This window comes from Geoglobus sp., assembly GCF_054018175.1.
Genome location: NZ_JBPLZQ010000101.1, coordinates 1 through 10,491 on the forward strand (window position 1 = coordinate 1; position 10,491 = coordinate 10,491).

Sequence of the window (10,491 nt, forward strand, 5' to 3'; positions counted from 1 at the left end):
TCGAGAGAATTGTCGAGCTGACCGCAAGAACATCCGATCTAAGGTTCGGGATTTACCTGCTGAGAATGTCTGGAATTGAGGCCGAGAGGAGTGCGAGCAGGAGGATTGAGCTTGGAGACGTGGAGATGGTCTACGAGGGAGGGGCGAGGGTTTTTCTGGCCAAGAGCATCTCTGCTCTGAATTCGGATGAGAGGGAGGTTCTGAAGATAATCTACTCCATCGAAGGAGATGTGAATTCTGGTGAGGTTTACAGAATACTGAAGGCTGAGGTGAACATGGGCTATACAAGGTTCTACGAGATCATCAACAAGCTGGAAAGACTGAGGCTGATAGATGTGGTGATGGGGAAGAAGGGCAGGGGGAGGACCAGGTACATTCTCAGGAGGTATGACAGAGAATTGATGCTGAGAGCTCTTATGGGGGGATGAGATACATGAAATTCACAGAATATGCGAGAATGCGGATGAAAGAGTACGACATTCCTGAAAAAGAGGTTTACAACTGCATTACCTCTCCAGATGAGCTGTATCTGGACATCCTGACGGGGAGAGTGGTTGCGGTAAAAAAGATCTCTAAGGAAAAGTACCTGATAACTGTCTACGAGGGCAATGACGAAATCACTATTGTCACACTTTTCCCCACCAGCAAAGTTAATAAGATTGAAAAGAGAGTAAAGAGTGGAAGGTGGTTGGAATTATGAATGTCAGATATGACAGAAAAGCGGACATCCTGTATCTGAAGTTTTCAGATTCAAAGCCAGTTGACTCTGACATGGTAAATGAGGATGTTGTCGTGTCTTTTGATAAAGATGGGGAGATAGTGAGCATGGAGATCTGGAGGGCCAAGGAGCTTATTCTTCCGGTGTTTCTCGAGTACATCAGGTCTGTTAAGGAGGTAAAGCTGTAAACTTCTTGATGACATTGAACTCAGTGGTTTAGCTGGAATTCAGGCTATTGTGTTTAGCAGAACTGACAGCAAACTCAGCCTCCCTGTATGCTTTCTCGAGCAGTTTTCTGTAATACTCAGCATCAACGCTCTCAGGATTTCTGACTGAAACTATCTTCTTTAGGGTGCTTACACAACTTTGTAGTATCCCAAAATTATTTCACAACCCAACACCTAACTCCTGTGAGAAAACTAACAAACAGGAAAATCAAGTGGATCATCAAGCAGCTCAACAAGGGAACTTCAGTAAAGGAAATAGCTGCTGTGATGAGAATAACACCAAGAAGAATTTACCAGATCAAGAAGCAGTACGAAGAAACAGGCTGGATACCAGAATTAAAGCAGGCAGGAAGAAAACCAAAACCCATCGACAAGGAAACAGAAGAGATCGTCTTGCAAGCCTACCAGAAGTACAGGCTAAGTCCAGTACTGATGGAAAAGAAAATAGATGAGATCTATGGATTACATATCCCTCACAACACCATTTACAGAGTTTTGCTCAAACACGGTTTGGTGGAGGAGAACATGAACAAGAAGAAGCGAAGAAAGTGGGTCAGGTTTGAAAGGACTCATTCCATGAGTCTGTGGCAGGGAGACTGGAAGAGGCATGGAGAGAAGTGGATACTTGCTTTCATGGACGACGCAAGTCGATTGATAACCTGCTACGGTGTTTTTGATTCCGCCACAACTGAGAACACCATCAAAGTTCTGAGAAGAGGATTTGCAGAGTATGGAATTCCAGATGAAATCTTAACGGATCATGGAATGCAGTTCGTCGCAGCTAAGAGCAGAGAGAAAGTCAGGCACAGGTTTAAAGAATTCCTGAAGGAGAATGGAGTCAGGCATGTCGTGGCGAGGATAAATCATCCTCAAACCAACGGGAAGGTGGAGAGGTTCTTCGGGTTGATGGAGCAGAAGCTTAACCTGTTTGGTTCAGTGGAGGAGTTCGTTGAGTGGTACAATCACGTGAAGCCACACATGAGCCTGAATTTTGATGAGCTTGAGACTCCCTATAAAGCATTTTTGAGAAAGTTGCCTGCTGAGAGAGTGTTTGAGTTCAGCAGGGGGTGGTTGTTTGAGGAGTGAAATAATTTTGGGATACTACACCGACGTTCCTTGCAGTACATGCTATTAAGCTAAATATCGATGAAATTTTGATAAGGGCATATTATAAATACTGCGTTAATTAATACTTAAGTTAGCGATGCTGGTCCATTTTGGACAGATCTGCAGTTCATTGTTGCAATTTATTTATGGTCTGAATCGACAATAGTATGGGCCCGCGGGGGTTTGAACCCCGGACCTTGCGCTTATCAGGCGCACGCTCTAACCAGGCTGAGCCACGGGCCCACAGGGAAAGACGATCAGAAAACGGGCAGGAGTGTTTATGAATTTTTTGGTAGCATTTTTGACACTCTCTCAGAGGAACTTCCCGAGCAGCACGACATCGTACAGCCTCCCATTGTGGTTGAACTTTTTCTTCCTCGTGCCCTCTTCTTGGTAGCCCATTTTTCTGAAGAGTGAGAGGGACGGAATGTTCTCCTTTACGACCTCCACCTCTATCTTCTCAATCCCGGTAGACCTTGCCACATCCTCTGCTTTCTTCAGCAATGCTCTGCCAATGCCCGTTTTCTGGTAATCCCTGGCGACGGCTATGCCTAGGCCAGCGACGTGGGATACCTTAGGAGATTCCGGCTTTATCAGCCAGCACTGTCCCACCACCTTACCATCCTCCGTCACGGCAACCACGACCACACCTGATTTCAGGCGTTCCTGAAACCTCTTCCTGTCCTCCTCGATCCTGTCCTCGTTGGGAGTGAAGTAAAGGAAATCCGAAACCTCTGATAGCCACTTGTACACGAAACAGTACTTTTCCCCCTCCGTAGTCCTCAAATCCCGCCTCCCGTATCTCCACCTTGCGGGGCAGTTCTCCCATCCTCGTCACATCCACAGGCCCGATTTGAGAACGAATTCCTTCGACTCGACAATCGCGTCCTCGTCCCTCAGCTCGAGGGTGAGGTAGCCACCGTAGCTCTTTGGAATTATTGAGAAGTCAGTGTCTCCAGCTCCGAGGCTCAAGTGCTCGTCGTACTCGCCCCTGTTGTCGTGCAGGTGAACGTTAACGACTCTTTCAAAATGCTCCAGGAACAGGTCGTGCCCCTCCTTCACCCTGTGGTGACCGACGTCGAATGTCAGCTTCACGTCACTCTTGCTCAGTATCTCCTCAAGCCCCCTCCTTATTCCGCCCTTGATTCCTATGGTGTTCTCTATGGCGAGGGTTTCGTATCTCTCCGCGAACGGCAGGAACTCTTCCACAAGGACTCTCTCGTTGTGCCTGTCGTACCACTCCTCTCTGAACACGAAACCCCTCGCTGTTATGAACCCCGGGTTCCAGCCTATGTGAACCGTCACGACCTTCGCGTCACACCTCTCGGCAAAGATCATCGTGTTCTCCAGCTCTCTGTAGCTCGCCTCCCGTATCTCGCTGCTTATGGCGAGGAAGTTCGTGTTTATTGCGGATGCGTGGATCAGGATGTCGAGGTCGTAGCTCATTGAGAGCTCCATGACCTCGTTGGCGTCTACAACCTCGTAATGGAAGTTCGGGTGATCCATCAGGATTTCAACGTGGCTGAAACCGCTCTCGCTGCCGAACTCGAACGCCTTTTCGAGAGAGTGGTCAACGTCGGGCTGGAAGCCAAGCTTCATGGTGTCACCTGTAAACCATCGTCCCGATGCCCTCCTTCGTGAACAGCTCTATCAGAATAGAGTGCTCCCTTGAGCCGTTGATGATGTGGGCCTTCTCCACCCCGTTGTTCAGGGCATTTATTATCGCCTCTGCCTTCGGAATCATGCCACCGTCCAGCTTCCCCTCCTTCAGCATTCCTTCGAGCTCGTCCTTGCTCATCTTCGAGATAAGGCTGCTCCTGTCGTCTCTGTCCCTGTAAATTCCGTCCACGTCTGTAAGCATGATCAGCTTCTTCGCCTTCAGCGCGCCTGCTATGTCGCCTGCCACGATGTCGGCGTTCATGTTGTACACGTTGCCGTTCAGGTCTATTGCCACCGGGGAAATCACGGGGATGTACCCGTTGTCGATTATTATTTCAAGAATTCCCGGATTCACGTACTCAGTCTCACCGACGAAACCGAGGTCAACCTCAACCTCACTCTCACCAACCCTCTTCCTGACCTTTTTCTTCCTCGCCACCACAAGCAGTCCATCCTTTCCCGACATCCCCACGGCCTTTCCACCGTTCTTGATGAAGTACGAGACAATCTTGGAGTTCACCTTTCCGTCGAGAACCATCTCGACTATCTCTATGGTCTCCTTGTCGGTTATTCTGAGCCCGTCAACGAACTTCGGCTGTATGCCGAACTTCTTCATCTTCTCGCTTATCTCCGGCCCCCCTCCGTGAACGACCACGGGCTTTATCCCGACGAAGTAGAGGAGGAGTATGTCCTTGACCGTTTTCTCCAGCACGTCCTCGCTCACCATCGCGTGGCCGCCTATCTTTATCACCATCGTCTGCCCGTGGAACTCCCTGATGTACGGCAGCGCTTCCACGAGAACGCTGACCTTTTCCATGTCTCCAAGTGGTTCCGTAATTTTAAAAAGTTAATTATTCGAGAGCCTTTCGCAGTATCGCCCTGACGTGCTCCTTAGCCGAGTCTATTACTTCCATCTTCACGTCTCCCTCCTTCACCGCCAGTGGAAGCTCGGTGCATCCGAGTATTACCGCGTCGGCATCATAGCCGTTAATTATTTCGACGAGTCTGCTTTTCCTGCTCAGGTCTCCGAAGACGAGGTCCTGAAAGATTATCTCGTGAATCTCGTCAACCTCTGCTGGAATTGTAACTTCGAACCCCCTCTCCTCGAGCTCCTTCCTGTAGAACTCCTCGGCCATGGTCGTTCTGGTTCCCGTGAGGAGGAGCTTTCTGTGCCCCCTCTCCTCAGCCCTTTTCGCCACGGCATCTATTATGCTCACGAACTCCAAGCTCGTCACCTTTTCCAGCTCTGGAAGCAACTTGTGGGGAGTGTTTGATGCTATCGCGAGAACATCAGCGCCAGCCTTCTCCAGTGACCTGACGGCGCTGCTCAGCATCTCCAGTCTCCCCTCCCAGTCCGATGATAGGAACTCTCCGAAGTTTATGCTGTGGATGATGATTTCCGGATACCTGTTGTTTCCCAGCACCTCTCTCGACTGCCTGATGTACTCTGAATAGTAGTAGAGCGTTGACTCCGGGCTCAGCCCACCGATGAGTCCAATTCTCTTCATGACAGCTGTATGCGAAAGTCCGGTGAAAAACCTTTGGGGAAAGGGTTTAAAACATCAAAATCGAGCACGTGACATGCTACCTCCTGACCAGAAGGAAGTTCCCGATCTGCCCGTGCTCAGCATATCGGGCATTCCAGATGTGGATGTATCAGATTACTCTCTCAGGGTTACGGGCATGGTTGAGAGCAGGCTAACTCTAACCTACGAGTCTCTCGTGAGAATGGAGCATGTGGAGGTGGAGGTGCCAGCGCACTGCGTTGAGGGGTGGAGCGTTCTCGGGATAAGGTGGGAGGGAGTTCCGGCTCGCACAGTAATTGAGCTGGCAAAGCCCCTCAACGCCAGCTACGTGCTGGCAAAATCCCTCGACGGTTATTCGACAGTCATACCGCTCGAATACTTCGAGAGGTCAATTCTCGCCCTCAGGATGAACGGTGATGTGCTACCACCCGAACACGGCTTTCCCGTAAGGCTTGTGGTGCCGGACCTGTACTTCTGGAAGAGTGCAAAGTGGGTCTGCGAGCTTGTCTTCACTGACAGCCCCGAGGGTGGTTACTGGGAGGAGAGAGGTTACCATGTTACTGGAAACGTCTGGGAGGGGCAGAGAAGGAATGGGTGACGTGTTTAAGTGGGTCGTGCTCATATTCACGATCCTCTTCTGGGGGCTTGCTTTCACGGCGATAAAGTACGCTGTCATGAGCTTAACACCGTACGAACTCGCGTTCCTCAGGTTCCTGGTGGCCGATGTTCTGTTCCTCGCGACGATAGTCTACGGCAGATACAGGATCGCGAGGGGAGATCTTCTGAAGGTATCATTCATCGGCGTTTTTGGAGTTGCGGTTTACCACATCTCTCTCAACGCTGGTGAGATGTACATACCATCCGGCGTGGCGAGCCTGATAATAGCGATGGCTCCAGTTTTCGTCCTCGTGTTCTCAGCGATGCTTCTCGGTGAGAGGATAACCCTTGCCAAGGTTACCGGAATCATGATAGCGCTGCTTGGTGTTTACGTGCTCTCCCACCCGGAAGGTGGAGGAGATCTGACTGGAGTCCTGCTCGTTCTCATCGCCACGCTTTCTGCAGGAATATACACGGTTGGTGGAAAGGTCTTGATGAGGAAGTACGATCCCCTCGTGCTCACGTCTTACGCGATGGTTCTCGGGTCGGTGCCGCTCATCCCGTTCTCGTACTCCTCGCTGAGCAAGCTTCTTGAGGTTGACGTGATCACAGTTCTGTCGGTGGTTTTCCTCGGGGTTTTCTCCACATACTTCGCGTATCAGGGCTGGTACTACTTCCTGAACAGGGAGGAGGCTTCGAAGGCGTCGGTGTTCCTGCAGGCCATACCTGTCGTTTCGATTCTCGCGGGATACTTTCTGCTGGGGGAGGAGATCACGCACATGACTCTGATCGGTGGCGCGATGATAATAGCCGGGATAGTAATCGTCGTCAGGAGCAAGAGTTAAATCAGCCTGGCCTTAGAGTGGGTTGTGGACACCATAACCAAGTCGTTCATCCGTCAGAAGTTCTCGGAGTACTACGCGAGGGCGGACATCGAACTTCCCAGGAAGTTCGTGGAGAGGGAGTGGGCGTTCGTGAGTATTGACTCCCTTCCAGACTTCGTCATGAACAGGCACATCGCGTTTGAAAGCGACATCGAGTTCAGGGGCTATGTGATCAAAAATCCGCCCCTCCATGCTTACTACTCGTCGGCCTACTACGAGAACCCCGGGGCAGAGAAAATGGACGACAAGGGCTGGAAAGGGGCCGACCTGATCTTCGACATAGATGCGGACCACCTGCCCAGGGGCGGGCTTGCAGAGGCCAAGAAGCAGATCATCAGACTGCACGATCTCCTCGAGGAGGACTTCGGTGTTGAGGACATGAAAATTGTCTTTTCTGGAGGGAGGGGATACCACATTCATGTTTATGATGATTCCTTTCTGTCTCTCGGTTCCAGTGAGAGAAGGGAGATCGTGGATTACCTCATGCTTGAAGGCGTTGAGTTCAGCGAGATACTTCCCCAGGCTTCTCAGTACCTGAGGGTTGGGAGGTGCATCGCGAGGGTAATAGAGAAGGCGATAGACAGCGGGAAGGTGATGGAGGTCCTCAGAGTGAGAAGGAGCACTGCAGAGAGACTTGAAAAAGTCTTTCCAGCCAGAAGGGATGATGTTTACAGCGGAGACCTCAGACCACTTAGACTAAGAGGTGATAAGCTTTCCACACTCTTCAGGAGGTGCGTGGACCACCTCAGAATTCACGTGGATCCACCGGTGACTGCGGACGTTAAGAGGCTCATAAGACTGCCGGGCTCACTTCACGGAAAAACATCGCTGAGGGTTACGGCACTGACGAGGGACGAGGTTGAGAGCTTCGACCCATTCGAGGATGCGGTGGCATTTGGCGATGAGAGGGTGAGGGTAAGGATTAAAACGGGTGTGAGGTTCAGACTGATGGGGGAGGAATTCAGACTTCCGAAGGGTAAGCACGTGCTGCCGGAATTTGCCGCCGTCTACCTTATATGCCGCAATGTCGCTCTCTACGGGTGGTGAGTGTGAATATTGACGACCTCCTGATACTGCTTGAGAGGAGCAGGGAGAAGATTCAGAAGATAGACGAGGATTTTTACATCCAGCTCAAGTTAAGGATAGACGAACTGAACGAGTTGAAGAGAACTGCAGGGGATGAGGAGTATTCGAAAATTGACGAGGAGCTGAGGACGCTCAGGAGGGTGCAGAAGAGGATCTTCGAGATGAGGACAATAAAGATAATTCACCTGGCGTGGGCGGAGGTTTGTGGAACCGAGAGTGGAATAGAGGGCAGGGAGAACATGATAGGGGTTGAGAGGGAGTTCTACCAGGATCTGGTTCAGCTCCTCGAGACGTACCGGAAGCGGGTGGTCGAGGGAGACGGTATAGAGGAAGCGAGACAGTATCAGGAATCCGACAGGGTTCTGGTGAGGGTCAGACAGGACATTCCTGAATTTGAGGGTGTTGACGGAAAAACATATAAATTGAGAAAGGAGGATGTGGTATTGATTCCTTCCCTTAATGCTAACGCCCTGATAAAGAGTGGTGTGGCTGAAAAAATAGAGGTGAAAAGATGAAGTACCCAAAGAAGGTCAGGACGTATTGCAAGTACTGTAACAGGCATACCGTTCACGAGGTTGAGAAGGTAAGCAAGGGCAGGCAGAGCTCCCTCAGGTGGATCAACAGGCAGAAGAAGAGGAGGGGCAAGGTGGGCAACCTCGGCAAGTTCAGCAAGGTTCCAGGTGGAGACAAGCCGACGAAGAGGGTGAACATAAGGTGGAGATGCACCGAGTGCGGTAAGGCCGAGCACCGCCCCACTTGGAGAGCCAAGAGGTTCGACCTGGTGGGGTGATAGCGTGAGCAGGTTCCTGAAGGTTAAGTGCCCGGACTGTGAGAATGAACAGGTTGTTTTCGATCACGCCTCCACGCACGTGAAGTGTCTCGTCTGTGGAAGAACTCTCGTTGAGCCCACAGGTGGGAAAGCCCGGCTGAAGGCCGAGGTGCTCCAGGCGCTTGAGTGATTCAATTTTTTCTCTTATTTCGAGGGTCAGAGACCTCGAACCGGTTGTTGGGGATTTAATTGAGAAGAGGGTTTCTGAGTTTGTCAGGCTGAACGGAATGGGCAACGAAGCGTGGTTCAGCGAGCTATGCTTCTGCATTTTAACGGCTAACAGCTCTGCTGAGCTTGGGATAAGGATTCAGAACTCCGTTGGTAGTGGGTTCCTGACCATGCCGAGGAGCAGGCTTGAGGAGGAGCTGAGAAAGGCCGGACACAGGTTCTGGAGGAAGAGGGCAGAGTTCATAGTGGAGGCAAGGAAGTATTCCGGAATAAGGGACATTGTCCTTGAGAAGATCGAGAGCGGTGGTGTTTTTGGCGCGAGGGAGTGGCTCGTCAGGAACGTGAAGGGTCTGGGTTACAAGGAGGCAAGCCACTTCCTCAGGAACGTTGGCTACTTCGATGTGGCAATTCTTGACAGGCACATCCTCACGACGCTTTCAGAGTACGGAGTAATCGATGTGCCAAAAACCCTCACCAGAAAGAGGTACCTTGACATAGAGGGGAAATTCTCAGCACTGGCAAGAAAAGCTGGAATGGAGCCCGGGATCTTTGACCTGTACGTCTGGTACCTGAGAACCGGGAAGGTCCTCAAGTGACGAATATCAATAATTAAATACCTTCCCCGTCCAGTTCTCCGCAATGATCGTTGGCATCGATGTCGGTGGCACGAACACTGACGTGGCCTACATTGACGAAAATGGCAACCTCCAGACCTCTAAGTATCCGAACGAGTACGGAATCGCGAAGATTCTCAGCGAGGTCTCTAAGAAAGTGGATTTCAGGGGAACCAGACTCGTCGTGAGCACATCCCTACCCCTTAATGTTCTAACAAGTCAGTTTGATAGCGTGAAAGTGCTTTCACTGTTGTTTCCCGGTCCCGGTCTCAACTACGGCGATTATGGCGTCGTTCTGAGGGGTTATGTCAGTCACAGGGGGGACGTTGTGGAGGAGCCCGACCCCGAAGAGGTGGAGAGAGCCCTGAGGGAAAATGAGTACGATGCTGTTGCAATCTCCGGGAAATTCTCCATCAGAAACCCCGAACTTGAGCACAGGGCCTTTGAAATTGCAAGCAGGTTTGTGGACCGGGAGCGAATCGCGCTCAGCCATCACGTGGGGCACATAAACTTCCCACTGAGAATAAACACCGCGGTGATAAACGCGAAGATATCTTCCGGAGTGTGGGAGCTCACGAACAGCATAAGGAGATTCACCGACGACTTCTTTTACTACAAGGGAGATGGTGGAATAATTCCGTGGAGAGTTGCGATGAGGAACCCGTCCGAGCTCTACAATTCAAGCCCAGCCTCGGTCGCTTACGGGGCGTACTACCTCACCGGACTTGAAAACGCGGTGGTTGTGGACGTGGGTGGAACCACGACCGACATTCTGGTAATAAGGGATGGAATGCCAGAGATTGATGAGAAGGCAATCATCAGGGGGCTCAAGACGCACATCAGGTGCGTCAGGAGTGTTTCCATACCCTACGGTGGTGACAGCCTTTGCGTGGAGGAGCTGAAGCCGTACCGTCTCGACAGACCGATGGCCTTTGGCGGTCAGCATCCAACGCTAACGGACATGCTGAACGTCCTTGGTGAGAGGATCGGGAACCACGAGAGGTCAATGGGTTGTGCTGACCCGGGCACGGCTGAGAGGGTCGTAGACGAATTCATTGACCGGGTCGCGGAGATCG

At 51.2% G+C, this 10,491-nt stretch carries 16 protein-coding genes and 1 tRNA gene; 12 read left to right on the top strand and 5 right to left on the bottom strand.

What is annotated here, in order from left to right; all coding sequences use genetic code 11:
- The 4 genes from ACXJJC_RS07790 to ACXJJC_RS07805 form a co-directional block, all read left to right on the top strand.
- Positions 1-428, top strand: a 428-nt coding sequence (locus ACXJJC_RS07790) for a Cdc6/Cdc18 family protein (RefSeq protein WP_503421144.1), incomplete at its 5' end; no start/stop codon positions are given.
- A gap of 35 nt (positions 429-463) precedes the next feature.
- Positions 464-700, top strand: coding sequence for a hypothetical protein (locus tag ACXJJC_RS07795; RefSeq protein WP_456370754.1), 237 nt, complete (start codon positions 464-466; stop codon positions 698-700).
- The gene (locus tag ACXJJC_RS07800; RefSeq protein WP_456370756.1) at positions 697-906 is read left to right on the top strand and encodes a DUF2283 domain-containing protein; all 210 of its coding nucleotides are present in this window, start codon (positions 697-699) and stop codon (positions 904-906) included. Before ACXJJC_RS07795 ends, ACXJJC_RS07800 begins: the two co-directional genes overlap by 4 nt.
- 222 nt (positions 907-1,128) lie before the next feature.
- Positions 1,129-2,031, top strand: coding sequence for an IS481 family transposase (locus tag ACXJJC_RS07805; RefSeq protein WP_456370758.1), 903 nt, complete (start codon positions 1,129-1,131; stop codon positions 2,029-2,031).
- A gap of 189 nt (positions 2,032-2,220) precedes the next feature.
- On the opposite strand, the gene ACXJJC_RS07810 is transcribed toward ACXJJC_RS07805, so the two are convergent.
- The 5 genes from ACXJJC_RS07810 to ACXJJC_RS07830 all read right to left on the bottom strand — a co-directional run bounded on the left by ACXJJC_RS07810 (position 2,221) and on the right by ACXJJC_RS07830 (position 5,219).
- A tRNA-Ile gene (locus ACXJJC_RS07810) sits at positions 2,221-2,295 on the bottom strand.
- Positions 2,296-2,364: 69 nt separating this feature from the next.
- The gene (locus ACXJJC_RS07815; RefSeq protein ID WP_456370760.1) at positions 2,365-2,838 is read right to left on the bottom strand and encodes a GNAT family N-acetyltransferase; all 474 of its coding nucleotides are present in this window, start codon (positions 2,836-2,838) and stop codon (positions 2,365-2,367) included.
- 48 nt (positions 2,839-2,886) lie between these two features.
- Positions 2,887-3,651 (bottom strand): sugar phosphate isomerase/epimerase family protein, encoded by a 765-nt coding sequence (locus ACXJJC_RS07820; protein ID WP_456370762.1) that lies wholly within the window; start codon positions 3,649-3,651, stop codon positions 2,887-2,889.
- A gap of 4 nt (positions 3,652-3,655) precedes the next feature.
- A complete protein-coding gene (gene argB / locus ACXJJC_RS07825) occupies positions 3,656-4,528 on the bottom strand; it encodes an acetylglutamate kinase (protein ID WP_456370763.1) in 873 nt (290 codons plus the stop codon).
- Positions 4,529-4,562: 34 nt separating this feature from the next.
- Complete coding sequence (locus ACXJJC_RS07830) at positions 4,563-5,219, bottom strand: aspartate/glutamate racemase family protein (RefSeq protein WP_456370770.1); 657 nt, start codon at positions 5,217-5,219, stop codon at positions 4,563-4,565.
- Between the two features lie 73 nt (positions 5,220-5,292).
- Between ACXJJC_RS07830 and ACXJJC_RS07835 the strand changes: the two genes are divergently transcribed.
- The 8 genes from ACXJJC_RS07835 to ACXJJC_RS07870 all read left to right on the top strand — a co-directional run.
- On the top strand, positions 5,293-5,835 hold the full coding sequence (locus tag ACXJJC_RS07835) for a molybdopterin-dependent oxidoreductase (protein WP_456370772.1): 543 nt from the start codon (positions 5,293-5,295) through the stop codon (positions 5,833-5,835).
- A complete protein-coding gene (locus ACXJJC_RS07840; RefSeq protein ID WP_456370773.1) occupies positions 5,828-6,679 on the top strand; it encodes a DMT family transporter in 852 nt (283 codons plus the stop codon). Before ACXJJC_RS07835 ends, ACXJJC_RS07840 begins: the two co-directional genes overlap by 8 nt.
- A gap of 24 nt (positions 6,680-6,703) precedes the next feature.
- On the top strand, positions 6,704-7,765 hold the full coding sequence (priS, locus tag ACXJJC_RS07845; RefSeq protein WP_456370775.1) for a DNA primase catalytic subunit PriS: 1,062 nt from the start codon (positions 6,704-6,706) through the stop codon (positions 7,763-7,765).
- 2 nt (positions 7,766-7,767) lie between these two features.
- On the top strand, positions 7,768-8,319 hold the full coding sequence (locus ACXJJC_RS07850) for a hypothetical protein (RefSeq protein ID WP_456370776.1): 552 nt from the start codon (positions 7,768-7,770) through the stop codon (positions 8,317-8,319).
- The gene (locus tag ACXJJC_RS07855) at positions 8,316-8,594 is read left to right on the top strand and encodes a 50S ribosomal protein L44e (protein WP_456370777.1); all 279 of its coding nucleotides are present in this window, start codon (positions 8,316-8,318) and stop codon (positions 8,592-8,594) included. The genes ACXJJC_RS07850 and ACXJJC_RS07855 overlap by 4 nt, the downstream gene beginning before the upstream one ends.
- A 4-nt stretch (positions 8,595-8,598) precedes the next feature.
- A complete protein-coding gene (locus ACXJJC_RS07860) occupies positions 8,599-8,763 on the top strand; it encodes a 30S ribosomal protein S27e (protein WP_048095275.1) in 165 nt (54 codons plus the stop codon).
- Complete coding sequence (locus ACXJJC_RS07865; protein WP_456370779.1) at positions 8,756-9,397, top strand: N-glycosylase/DNA lyase; 642 nt, start codon at positions 8,756-8,758, stop codon at positions 9,395-9,397. The genes ACXJJC_RS07860 and ACXJJC_RS07865 overlap by 8 nt, the downstream gene beginning before the upstream one ends.
- Positions 9,398-9,440: 43 nt before the next feature.
- The coding region (locus ACXJJC_RS07870) for a hydantoinase/oxoprolinase family protein (protein WP_456370780.1) at positions 9,441-10,491 on the top strand (1,051 nt) is incomplete at its 3' end.